General features: G+C 33.2%; 11 protein-coding genes. 9 read left to right on the top strand and 2 right to left on the bottom strand.

Features of this window, described 5'->3' with window-relative positions:
* Positions 1 to 40: 40 nt before the first annotated feature.
* The 8 genes from HMPREF0446_RS01450 (at position 41) to HMPREF0446_RS01485 (ending at position 8429) form a co-directional block, all read left to right on the top strand.
* Positions 41 to 985 (top strand): ABC transporter permease, encoded by a 945-nt coding sequence (locus tag HMPREF0446_RS01450; protein ID WP_006703530.1) that lies wholly within the window; start codon positions 41 to 43, stop codon positions 983 to 985.
* Positions 985 to 1965, top strand: coding sequence for an ABC transporter permease (locus HMPREF0446_RS01455; RefSeq protein ID WP_006703531.1), 981 nt, complete (start codon positions 985 to 987; stop codon positions 1963 to 1965). Before HMPREF0446_RS01450 ends, HMPREF0446_RS01455 begins: the two co-directional genes overlap by 1 nt.
* 9 nt (positions 1966 to 1974) lie before the next feature.
* Positions 1975 to 3018: an ABC transporter ATP-binding protein gene (locus tag HMPREF0446_RS01460; RefSeq protein WP_006703532.1), complete on the top strand. Its 1044-nt coding sequence runs from the start codon at positions 1975 to 1977 to the stop codon at positions 3016 to 3018.
* Entirely contained in the window at positions 3011 to 3928 is a 918-nt protein-coding gene (locus tag HMPREF0446_RS01465) for an ABC transporter ATP-binding protein (protein WP_006703533.1), read from the top strand. The genes HMPREF0446_RS01460 and HMPREF0446_RS01465 overlap by 8 nt, the downstream gene beginning before the upstream one ends.
* Before the next feature lie 120 nt (positions 3929 to 4048).
* Positions 4049 to 4291 (top strand): acyl carrier protein, encoded by a 243-nt coding sequence (acpP, locus tag HMPREF0446_RS01470; protein WP_006703534.1) that lies wholly within the window; start codon positions 4049 to 4051, stop codon positions 4289 to 4291.
* Positions 4292 to 4491: 200 nt separating this feature from the next.
* Complete coding sequence (locus HMPREF0446_RS01475; protein WP_006703535.1) at positions 4492 to 6279, top strand: oligopeptide ABC transporter substrate-binding protein; 1788 nt, start codon at positions 4492 to 4494, stop codon at positions 6277 to 6279.
* A 133-nt stretch (positions 6280 to 6412) separates the two neighbouring features.
* Entirely contained in the window at positions 6413 to 7753 is a 1341-nt protein-coding gene (locus HMPREF0446_RS01480; protein ID WP_020991263.1) for a DEAD/DEAH box helicase, read from the top strand.
* Between the two features lies 1 nt (position 7754).
* On the top strand, positions 7755 to 8429 hold the full coding sequence (locus HMPREF0446_RS01485) for a ComF family protein (RefSeq protein ID WP_006703537.1): 675 nt from the start codon (positions 7755 to 7757) through the stop codon (positions 8427 to 8429).
* A gap of 72 nt (positions 8430 to 8501) precedes the next feature.
* Here the strand turns inward: HMPREF0446_RS01485 and HMPREF0446_RS01490 are convergent, their stop codons facing one another.
* Both HMPREF0446_RS01490 and HMPREF0446_RS01495 read right to left on the bottom strand, forming a co-directional pair.
* The gene (locus HMPREF0446_RS01490) at positions 8502 to 8882 is read right to left on the bottom strand and encodes a hypothetical protein (protein WP_020991265.1); all 381 of its coding nucleotides are present in this window, start codon (positions 8880 to 8882) and stop codon (positions 8502 to 8504) included.
* Between the two features lie 192 nt (positions 8883 to 9074).
* Positions 9075 to 10169 (bottom strand): glycerol dehydrogenase, encoded by a 1095-nt coding sequence (locus HMPREF0446_RS01495; protein WP_006703538.1) that lies wholly within the window; start codon positions 10167 to 10169, stop codon positions 9075 to 9077.
* 363 nt (positions 10170 to 10532) lie between these two features.
* Here HMPREF0446_RS01495 and hpf point away from each other — a divergent pair, with 363 nt between their 5' ends.
* A complete protein-coding gene (gene hpf / locus HMPREF0446_RS01500; RefSeq protein ID WP_006703539.1) occupies positions 10533 to 11081 on the top strand; it encodes a ribosome hibernation-promoting factor, HPF/YfiA family in 549 nt (182 codons plus the stop codon).
* Positions 11082 to 11101: the final 20 nt, after the last annotated feature.

The raw sequence follows: 11101 nt of genomic DNA on the forward strand, positions 1-11101 counted from the left end.
TCTTTATTAAAAAGTGAAGAGTATTTTCAGGAGGAAGTACATGAATCAATATACGAAATATATTTTAAAACGGATTTTCTACATGATTGTTACATTGTTTTTAATTGCGACAATCACGTTTTTCTTAATGAAATTATTACCGGGTTCGCCATATGCGAATGAAGAAAATTTAACAGATGCTCAATTACAAATTATGAATGCAAAATATGGGTTGGATAAACCAGTTTGGATGCAATATTTCATTTATCTAGGTGGTTTAGTTCGATTAGATTTAGGAATGTCTTTCCAATATAATTCAACGGTTTTAAATTTATTATCTAGCCGTGTAGGCCCGTCGTTCCAAATTGGGCTACAAGCATTGATTTTCGGTATGGGAATGGGGACATTGCTTGGATTAGTGGCAGCCATGAAACAAAATACGATTGTGGATACTGGAGCAACTTTTTTTGCGATTATTGGACGTTCAGTGCCAAGTTTTGTATTTGCAGTTGTTTTACAATTAGTATTCGGCGTTATTTTTCCGATTTTACCAATTGCATTATGGAATCAAGGGTTTATTTCTTCGATTCTACCAACTTTAGCCTTATCCATTTCTCCAGTAGCGGATTCTGCTCGTTTTATTCGTACAGAAATGGTTGAAGTGTTACAGTCTGATTATATGGAATTAGCACGTGCAAAAGGTTTGAGCCGTATGGAAGTGGTCATGAAACATGGGGTACGTAATGCGTTGATTCCTTTAGTGACCATTGCTGGTCCAATGTTAGTTGGTTTAATGACAGGTTCAATGGTTATTGAAAATATATTTGCCATTCCTGGTATTGGGGAGCAATTTGTTAAATCCATTTTAACAAATGATTATCCAACGATTATGGGTGTGACAATGATGTATTCATTTTTACTTGTTGTGACCATTTTAATTGTAGATTTATTGTATGGATTTATTGATCCTAGAATTCGTTTAACACAAGGAGGAGAAGCTTCATAATGACAGAAAAAGTAGCATTTAAACGTGTAGCATCGTCTTTTGAACAAGTGGAAAATATTTCACTTCCTCCTCAAAGTTTTTTACAAGATGCTTGGAGACGATTGAAAAAAAATAAGGGAGCTGTTGTATCGTTAGGAATTGTAGTTCTCTTTATCATTCTTGCTTTATTAGCCCCTTTTATTAGTCCGCATGATCCATTGGAACAAAATGTTCAATTTGCGAATTTACCAGCTAAAATTCCTGGTATTTTTAAAGGGATGAGAGCGGGAGTAGATGCATATGCTCAAGCAGGAGTTCCTGAAGGGACTTATTACTATTTAGGAACAGATGGTTTAGGGAGAGATTTATTATCTCGAATTTTATATGGAACAAGATTATCATTATTAATTGCCTTTGCTGCAGCACTTTTTGATTTAACAGTAGGAGTATTATATGGCTTGATTTCTGGTTGGTTTGGTGGTCGTGTAGACACAGTGATGCAACGTATTTTAGAAATTATGACAGCTATTCCAAACTTAGTTATCTTAGTGTTAATGTTGTTATTTTTACAACCAGGTGTCGGTACGATTATTTTAGCCATTGGGGTTACGAGTTGGTTAACAATGGCTCGTGTAGTTCGTGCACAAACATTAAAATTAAAAAATTTAGAATATGTCCTAGCGTCTAAATCATTAGGACAAAGTTTTTGGAAAATTGCATTGAAACACCTATTACCCAATATTGCTGGAATTATTATTATTCAAACGATGTTTTCAATTCCTTCAGCAATTTTCTTTGAAGCATTTTTAAGTTTCTTAGGAATTGGGGTTCCAGTACCAAATGCTTCATTAGGTTCGCTTATTAATGATGGGTATAAAACATTTAGATTTTTACCACACTTAATGTGGTTCCCGGCAATTGTATTATGTATTTTAATGATTAGTTTTAATTTATTAGCAGATGGATTAAGAGATGCCTTTGATCCAAAAATGAAAGAATAGGAGAAATGTATGAGTGAAACAATTTTAAGTGTAAAAAATTTACAAGTATCCTTTCAAACATTTGATGGAAAAGTTCAAGCGGTTCGAGGGATAGATTTTGACTTGAAAAAAGGAGAAACTTTAGCGATTGTTGGTGAGTCTGGTTCAGGTAAATCTGTTACGACTAGATCCATTATGCAATTATTATCTGCCAATGCTTTAGTTGAAAATGGAGAAATTATTTTCGAACAAGAAAATATTTTAGAAAAATCAGAAACTGAAATGCAACAAATTCGTGGGAAGAAAATTGCGATGATTTTCCAAGATCCAATGACGTCATTAGACCCAACGATGAAAGTTGGTATGCAAGTGGCGGAATCAATGATCAAGCATTTAAAATTATCGAAAAAAGAAGCCTTGCAACAAGCCGTTCAATTATTAGAACAAGTCGGAATTCCAAATGCAGAAAAAAGAGTGAATGATTATCCGCATCAATTTTCTGGTGGACAAAGACAAAGAATCGTTATTGCGATTGCATTAGCATGTAATCCAGATATTTTAATTGCGGACGAACCAACGACTGCATTGGATGTAACGATTCAAGCACAAATTTTAGAATTATTAAAAGAAATTCAACAAAAGCAGGGCACTTCTATTATTTTTATTACGCATGATTTAGGTGTTGTAGCTAATGTTGCAGATAGAGTGGCTGTAATGTATGCTGGGAAGATTGTGGAATATGGACTAGTCGATGAAATTTTTTACAATCCAAGACATCCATATTCATGGGGATTATTATGCTCAATGCCTTCTTTAGAAGAAGAAGGATCCTTATATACGATTCCTGGAACACCACCAGATTTATTAAATCCTCCAAAAGGAGATGCATTTGCTCTAAGAAGCGATTATGCATTAGATATTGATTTTGAAGAAATGCCACCAATGTTTGCTGTATCGAATACACATGCTGCAGCAACATGGTTATTAGATGAACGTGCTCCAAAAGTAGAGCCACCGGAAGAAATTCAAAAACGCTGGGCACAATTTGAAAGTAGGAGAGTGACAAATGAGTAAACGTAAATTAGTCGAAGTTAAAGGCTTAAAGTGTTACTTTGGTTCTTCTTCGAAACAAGTTGTAAAAGCAGTCGATGATATTAGTTTTGAAATTTTTGAAGGTGAGACTTTCGGTCTTGTTGGAGAATCAGGTTCCGGAAAGTCTACAACAGGTCGTTCGATTTTGCGATTGAATGATGCAACAGATGGACAAATTTTATTTGATGGAAAAGAAATTCCAACAAAAACAAAAGACTTGAAAGATTTTAGAAAACAGGCACAAATGATTTTCCAAGATCCATATGCTTCTTTAAATGGAAGAATGAAAGTTAGAGATATTATTGCTGAAGGAATGGATATCCACGGTATCGTTAAAACTCGTGCAGAAAGAGATGTAAAAGTAAACGAATTGTTGAAAATGGTAGGATTGAATCCAGAACATGCCAATCGTTACCCACATGAGTTTTCTGGTGGTCAACGTCAAAGAATCGGGATTGCAAGAGCCCTAGCAGTAAATCCTCGTTTTATTGTCTGTGATGAGCCAATTTCAGCATTAGATGTATCGATTCAAGCACAAATCGTTAATTTATTAAAAAAATTGCAAAAAGAGCAACAATTAACGTATTTATTTATTGCGCATGATTTATCGATGGTAAAATACATCAGTGATCGTATTGCAGTGATGTACCAAGGAAAAATCGTAGAATTGGGAACTGCTGATGCTGTTTATCATCAACCATTCCATCCGTATACGAAGAGTTTATTATCAGCAATTCCTTTACCAGATCCTCAATATGAAAGAAATCGTAAAAGAGTGATTTATCAGCCAACCGTTCAAAATGAACCAGAAGAAATGTTAGAAATTACTCCAGGACATTTTGTACTAACTACAAAAGAACAAGCTGAAATCTGGAAAAACAGTTTATCATAGTACTATATAAATTAAAGTGCTTTCAAAAGAAATGATAGACAATAAAGCCAAATTTGAGTAAAATAAGAGTATATCCATTAGGAGTGTAGGGAGAAATCGCTTAGACAAGGAGGAATACAAATGTCAGAGCAAGAAGTATTAGACAAGGTAATTCAATTAATTTCGGAACGTTTTAGTGTCGATGTATTAAAAATTACAAAAGATACAACATTCCAAGAAGACTTAGGTGCTGATTCATTAGATGTTGTTGAATTAGTCATGGAATTAGAAGATGCATTCGGAATTCAGATTTCTGATGAAGATGCGGAACAAATTGTTACAATTGGAGATGCTGTGAACTATATTGTTAGTCAACAAGCATAAGAAAAAAACGAGCTCAGGCTCGTTTTTTTTTATAAAAATTTTCTATAACTATAAAAGGTTATAATTATAACATATAGATATAGAAAGTTCATTAAAAGTAGATGAAAAAAATGTTAGAAAATGAAATAAATATTGAAATACATCGTAAACAGTGTTAGTATCGAAACATTCATTAGTTTTTTAACTTAGGAGGGGATAATATGAATAATAAGAAATTATATACAGGATTTCTTAGTATTACTGCTGCATTAGCATTAGCTGCGTGTGGTAACAAACAACAATCTTCTTCATCAGTACAAGCACCTGTTGAAGATGGATTTAAAACAGAGGTGGTAAACGAAGGTACACCAATTAGTGGTGGAACACTAAATGTGGCACAAGTATCTAACTCACCATTTAAGGGATTATTTAACCCTGTTTTATATATCGACTCTGGTGACGGTGCAGTTGTAGATATGGCATATTCAAGCTTATTTGAATATGATGCAAACCAAAAAATCGATAATAGTAGAGGGATGGCTGATTACAAATTAGACATCGAAAATAAAACATTTACAGTGCATTTGAAAAAAAGTGACTATAAATGGTCAGACGGACAACCTTTAAACATTGATGACTATATTTTCACTTATGAAGTGATTAGTCGTAAAGATTATGAAGGGGTTCGTTTCTCTGAAGATTTTTTAAATGTTGAAGGAGTAGAAGAATTCCACGAAGGAAAAGCATCATCTATTTCAGGTTTAGAAAAAATCGATGATCAAACTGTAAAAATCCATTTAAAAGAAGTTTATCCAGCACTTGAACTTGGGGGACAAGCGATTAATGCTCTAGTAATTCCAAAACATATCTTTAAAGATATGAGCTATCAAGATATGATTACATCAGATTACTCTCGTACAACAGTTGTTGGTAGCGGTCCATTCGTAATCAAAAATATTGTACCAGGTGAATCAGTAAGCTTTGAGAAAAACCCATACTACTATAAAGGTCAACCAAAAATTGATGTAAAATTAGACGTTGTAAGTAGTGAACAAATTGTTTCAGAATTAAAAGCTGGTCACTATGATTACGTTAGTGGAATGCCTTCTGATCAATATGAAACATTTAAAGATCTTGACAATATTTCATTATTAGGATTAATGACAAACTCAATTAGTTATACTGGTTTCAATGTTGGACATTTTGATGCTGCTAAAGGGGAACACGTAATTGATCCTTCAAAGAAAATGAATGATGTTGCATTACGTAAGGCAGTTGCTTATGCAATCGATAATGATACTATCGGTAAAGATACTTACCATGGTTTATCAGTTCGTGCTAATACATTATTATCACCATTCTTTAAAGGCGTATATGTAGGAAAAGACGTTGTACCTGGATTTGAATACAACCCTGAAAAAGCAAAAGAAATCTTAAAAGAAGCTGGCTATAAAGATGTTGATGGCGATGGACTTGTAGAAGATAAAGAAGGAAAACCATTAGTGATTAACTTCTTAGCTGCTAAAGGTAGTGAAACTGCTGAAGCAGTATTACAACAATACATGACATGGTGGAAAGAAGTTGGATTAAATGTACAATTATTAAATGGTCGTACATTAGACTTCCAAACTTATGCTGAAAAACTACAAAAATATGCTGATGATTTCGATATGTGGACAGGTGGATTTACAATCGGTTATAACCCATCTCCAGATGGATTATATGGACCTAAAGCTGCCTTCAACTTTGGTCACTTTGTAGAACCTAAACATACAGCATTATTAGAACGTATCTCTTCAAATGAAACATTCGATGAAAATGTTAAAAAACAATTATTCTTAGAATGGCAACAATACGTTCAAGAAAACCCATTTGCAATTCCTCGTTTCAATACATTTGAATTAACAGCCGTTAATAAACGTGTTAAGAAAGTTAATATCACTCCAGATAAAGGAACTGGATGGGAAGAAATTGAGTTAGTAGCTGATAAAGGTGTCGCTTCTAAATAATCTTCATCTTGAATGAATTTAATCGTATATAAAGCAAACATCCCAAATGGGATGTTTGTTTTTTTATATACTTTTATCGTAGCAGCGAATTTTTTCGCTGTTTTTTTCGTATATAAAGATTGGAGGGGTGGTTATGGAAGAACAGGGTAGAATTCAAGTTAGATTTCAGTCACAAAGAGATTATAGACTGGAAAAGATGGGAGAAGTATTGCCGGGATTCAATACAGAAAAAGGGAACTTTGTTTGCAATCGTTGTGGTAATAAAAATATGGAAGACTTTGCAGTAGGGCCATGTATTATATGCAATAAAAAGTGTCATTATTGTTTAAAATGCTTGAATATGGGGAAAGTTAAAGAATGTTGTGTGCTAGTTGCTGTTGAGGAGAAAACTCCGGCATTTTCACCACATTCTGTTCAGATATATTATAAGCATACAATGTCTAAAGAACAGGAAAAACTTTCGCAAGAATTAGTTGAAGTAACAGATAAGGAGCATTTAGTATGGGCTGTAACTGGAGCAGGGAAAACGGAAATGATTTTTGAATTAATACGAACTGTATTAGAAAAGGGAGGAAGAGTTGGTTTAGCAGCTCCAAGAATTGATGTTTGTAACGAATTAGCTCCCAGAATTAAAGAAGCCTTTCCTTTAGAAGAAGTAATTGTTTTACATGGATTAACGGATGTGGCGTATAAAAGAACACCGATTACCATTGCAACGACTCATCAAATGTTACGATTTTATCATGCATTTGATGTACTAATTGTAGATGAAGTAGATGCCTTTCCTTATTCCAATAGTGACATGTTACAATTTGCCGTCCATCGTGCAGTTAAATCCATGGGAAGGCTGGTCTTTATGACAGCTACACCTTCGAAGTTGGAATTGTACCAAATTCAACATCATCAACTATCGTATTCTTTATTACCAGCAAGATTCCATCGGCAACCTCTTGTTGTACCTCTGTTTAAGGAATTACGAAATTGGAATAGAGCTTTAGAAAAGAAAAAAATTCCGCAAGAGTTGTATTTCTGGATGAAGAAGCGAATTGATGAAAAAACTCCGTTTTTAGTATTTGTGTCAACGATTCAAGAAATTTCTGCAGTGGAAGAAATGATGGGTCTAGCTTTTCCGAATGCAAGTTTTTCCAGTGTTTCCTCTCAAGAGGAACAGCGACAAGAAAGAATACAACAGATGAGAGAAGGAAAGTTAGATTTTTTAATTACAACAACGATTCTTGAAAGAGGCGTTACTTTTTATGGTATTGATGTAGCGGTAATAGAAGCTCAAGAAGAGATTTTTACAAGGGAAGTTTTAGTGCAAATTGCTGGGAGAGCAGGCAGAAGTGTGGATCATCCAGGAGGAGAAGTTGTCTATTTTTATGAAGGAATGAGTCGAGCAATGAAACAAGCTAAGAAAGAAATCGAATCATTGAATGAAGAAGCTAGAAAAAGAGGATTAATTGAAGGTGACTAAAATGCGTTGTGTATGGTGTGGAAATGATGTAACAGCAGATTCAGGAATTAGTTCTTTATTTCTATGGAATTCAAGACCGATTTGTAGGGAGTGTCAACAGTTATTTCACTCATTAGAAAAGGAACCAATTTGTCCGGGATGTGGGCGCTTAATGGAGGATGCGGCATTCTGTTATGACTGTATTCGTTGGAAAGAGATAGATTCTTATTTCCCCATGAATCAAGCATTATATGTTTATGAAGAACAGGCAAAAGAATTTATGGAACGATATAAATTTATAGGAGATTGTGCTGTAGCCTTTTTAATACAAGAAGATTTAAAAAAGAGATTGAAGAGATATTTAAAGCAAGGGTATACGATTTGTCCACTCCCAACGTCTAAACAAAGTTTAGAAAAAAGAGAATTTGAATCGGTTGAATATCTTTTAGAACTCTCAAAAATTCCATATCAGCAACTCTTTCAACATATTGGAAAAGGAAAAAAACAATCTGAAAAGACAAGAGAAGAGAGAATGAAACTCCAACAACCTTTTGTATTGAAAGAAGAGATACCGTTACCCAATAAAATTTTATTGTTTGATGATATTTATACGACTGGGAAAACCATTCGACTAGCTGCTAAGTTATTACAGGATAAAGGGATAGAAGACGTTAAATTGTTTACGGTGTTTCGATAATATGATGAAATAAAAAAGGAATTAAGTCATTAAAGCTACTTAATTCCTTTTAAACTTTAATATAGATATTGTTTAAAATTTTGATAAAACAGTTAAAGAAATAACTACCCCGAAAACAAAAGCAAATGAAAAAAGGGATGTAATTAATTGGGTAAGAATAAAAAATTGTAAGCTCTTTGGGATTCCAATAATCAAAACAAGAAGGAGAAATCCTATAAAAAGATAGATTCCAACTGTTATCATACGAGATTTCAGTATATTAGTTTTGATTGATAGAGTAATGACTAAAATTGTTAATACAATATTTAAGATAAATAGAATGAATATTCCTAAAAAAGCAGTATGATTATTTCTTGAAAAGTTAGGATAAAATATATTCATCATTTGGATATTGAAAAAAGGTAGTAATAGATATAATAACAAACTAGTAGAAGCAATAATTTTTTTTAACATAATAACCCTCCGTTCAATTTTAATGATTCAAATGAATTTAGATGAATTTTTTACCTATATTATACTGTGTTTAATGAAGTATTTATATAGGGGTTATGAATTATTTAGGAAATATACAAAAAATTCAGCAGAAGCAGTTATCTGCTTGAGCTGATTGGTATTATTTTTTGAATAAAATGTATTCTTTAAAAATTAAAATCGAGTTGTCACGTAATGATCAAGAGCGATTAGAGCATTGGCTACATCTTCAGCAGTATATTGAACAACCATTTGATGGATTGTTTCGCCATCTTGTGTAGCTAAACGACCGATTTTTAGTAAATCTTCATATGGTACAGTATCTAATTTTACTTCTTTTAATGTAGTTGGTAAGCCTAATTCTTTGTAGAATGTAATATATTTATCTAATTCTTCTTTAGGACGATTTTCTAATAAAAGTTGTGTTAATGTACCATAAGCTACTTTTTCACCATGAGTTAGAGTATGGATATCTCCATGTAATGCTGTAAATCCATTATGGATGGCGTGAGCAGCAGCTAAACCAGCAGATTCAAAACCAATACCACTTAATAATGTGTTTGCTTCAACAACAGCTTCTAAAGCAGGAGTTACTACTTTTGCATTTGCTGAAGCTAATGCTTGAAGACCATTTTCAAATAAAGTAGATTCGCAAGCACGAGCAATAGCTTCTGAAGCGATTGTTGGAGTATCTCCTACCATTGTTTTTCCTTGAGCTTCGATCACTGCACGAGCTTCAACCCAAGTAGCAAGAGCATCTGCAATTCCTGAAACAAGTAAACGAACAGGAGAATGAGCGATAACATTTGTATCAATTAAAACTAATTCTGGATTTTTTGTATAGAAACGATAACGTTCAAATACTCCTTCTGGAGAATAAATAACAGATAAAGCAGAAGTTGGAGCATCTGTAGAAGCAACTGTTGGTAAAATAGCTACAGGACATTGACAGTCATCTGCGATTGCTTTAGCAGTATCAATTGTTTTACCGCCGCCTAAACCAACAACCACTGTTAATTCATGTTCTTTAACAATGTCAGCTACACGACTAACTTCTTTGTTCGAAGCTTCACCATTGAAGCTTTCATGATAAACAGTTGCTCCAGCAGCAACAAAATTTTCTTCTAATTCTTTTCCGACTAAATCATAAACGATTGGGTCACATAGAAGAAGTAGTCGATTTCCTAAAGCTAAAACATGGGAAAGACCTGTTTTAAACACATCTTTTCCTTGAACATAACGAGAAGGACTTGCAAAAACTTTTTCCATAAAACAACACTCCTTTGTGTTATAAGATATCTTCAATGTAATACTGAGAACGGTTTCTGTCAATAGAAGTAATCAGTTTATTTCTTGTTTTACAATGAATTTATTCGAGCATTGAGAAAAAGTTAACAAAATAAATCATGTATTTTTTTAAAAACTAAATGTTATTTCGACTAATTTTTCTATATTTTAAAAAATGTTCAAATAAATGTTTATGATTCTTTAAAGAAATTTGAAAACGGTTGTAAAAAAATAGAAAAAGGTTTATAATTTAAGCATAGAAAGAAATCAAAAGAAGGGATTCTTAAGAGTGGTCCTTAAGAGATTTCTTCAGTCTGGCAAAGCCAGATGAAAGGGGAGATTATTATGTTCAAATATAATATTCGCGGAGAAAACATTGAAGTTACAGAAGCAATTCGTAACTATGCGGAAAAGAAACTTTCAAAATTAGAAAAATACTTCGGGGATGTTGCAAATGCAACCGTACATGTTAACTTGAAAGTATATACCGAAAAAACAGCAAAAGTTGAAGTAACAATTCCTCTTCCATACTTAGTCTTACGTGCAGAAGAAACTTCTGGAGACCTATACGGTAGTATCGACTTAGTAATTGATAAATTAGAAAGACAAGTTCGTAAATATAAAACAAAAATTAATCGTAAATCTCGTGAAAAAGGATTTGATATTCCTGTTGCACCAGTTGTACCAGAACCGGTTGACGAAGATGAATCAGTATTAGAAATTGTACGTACAAAACGAGTAGATTTAAAACCAATGGATAGTGAAGAAGCAGTTTTACAAATGAATATGTTAGGACATAATTTCTTTATCTATCAAGATGCTGAAACAAATGAAACTCATATTGTATATCGTCGTAAAGATGGAAAATATGGCTTAATTGAAACAAATGCATAAAAAATACCTTCTTTTTAAGG

The organism is Granulicatella elegans ATCC 700633, from assembly GCF_000162475.2.
Lineage (GTDB): Bacteria > Bacillota > Bacilli > Lactobacillales > Aerococcaceae > Granulicatella > Granulicatella elegans.

What these genes read in the sequence shown, in the direction of transcription:
- HMPREF0446_RS01490 (WP_020991265.1), bottom strand. Translation starts at nt 8,882, where the DNA reads ATGTTAAAAAAAATTATTGCTTCTACTAGTTTGTTATTATATCTATTA.
- HMPREF0446_RS01480 (WP_020991263.1), top strand. Translation starts at nt 6,413, where the DNA reads ATGGAAGAACAGGGTAGAATTCAAGTTAGATTTCAGTCACAAAGAGAT.
- HMPREF0446_RS01450 (WP_006703530.1), top strand. Translation starts at nt 41, where the DNA reads ATGAATCAATATACGAAATATATTTTAAAACGGATTTTCTACATGATT.
- HMPREF0446_RS01460 (WP_006703532.1), top strand. Translation starts at nt 1,975, where the DNA reads ATGAGTGAAACAATTTTAAGTGTAAAAAATTTACAAGTATCCTTTCAA.
- acpP (WP_006703534.1), top strand. Translation starts at nt 4,049, where the DNA reads ATGTCAGAGCAAGAAGTATTAGACAAGGTAATTCAATTAATTTCGGAA.
- HMPREF0446_RS01465 (WP_006703533.1), top strand. Translation starts at nt 3,011, where the DNA reads ATGAGTAAACGTAAATTAGTCGAAGTTAAAGGCTTAAAGTGTTACTTT.
- HMPREF0446_RS01495 (WP_006703538.1), bottom strand. Translation starts at nt 10,169, where the DNA reads ATGGAAAAAGTTTTTGCAAGTCCTTCTCGTTATGTTCAAGGAAAAGAT.
- HMPREF0446_RS01485 (WP_006703537.1), top strand. Translation starts at nt 7,755, where the DNA reads ATGCGTTGTGTATGGTGTGGAAATGATGTAACAGCAGATTCAGGAATT.
- hpf (WP_006703539.1), top strand. Translation starts at nt 10,533, where the DNA reads ATGTTCAAATATAATATTCGCGGAGAAAACATTGAAGTTACAGAAGCA.
- HMPREF0446_RS01475 (WP_006703535.1), top strand. Translation starts at nt 4,492, where the DNA reads ATGAATAATAAGAAATTATATACAGGATTTCTTAGTATTACTGCTGCA.
- HMPREF0446_RS01455 (WP_006703531.1), top strand. Translation starts at nt 985, where the DNA reads ATGACAGAAAAAGTAGCATTTAAACGTGTAGCATCGTCTTTTGAACAA.